This window comes from Fructobacillus tropaeoli (genome assembly GCF_001047135.2).
Lineage (GTDB): Bacteria > Bacillota > Bacilli > Lactobacillales > Lactobacillaceae > Fructobacillus > Fructobacillus tropaeoli.
On record NZ_DF968171.1, the window covers coordinates 1 to 263 of the forward strand.

Genomic DNA, 263 nt, shown 5'->3' on the forward strand with positions numbered 1-263 from the left:
GCACATTATGTTAACTAGTCGTATTAATCAATAAAATTTAGTTTTTCTTGTTACGACGACTGCTTAGTCCAAATAAGCTTAGAACTGTCGAGACACCAAGAAGTCCTGTAATACTATAACCTTGCTCTTTTTTAGCTGTATCTGGCAATTTGTTGTGTTTCTCTTCGCTTTGAACGCTTGTTGCGGGAAGATGATTATCACTATTGTTTGATGACGCTGACGTGTTATTAGGCTTTACATCAGGGACAGTACTTTGCGTACCC

Annotated in this window: 1 protein-coding gene; it reads right to left on the reverse strand. The window is 38.0% G+C overall.

The genetic code is table 11. The annotated features are described in order from the left end of the window. Nucleotides 1-37: 37 nt before the first annotated feature. On the reverse strand, nucleotides 38-263 hold a 226-nt coding region (locus tag AOQ32_RS08560), incomplete at its 5' end, for an LPXTG cell wall anchor domain-containing protein (RefSeq protein WP_114680003.1).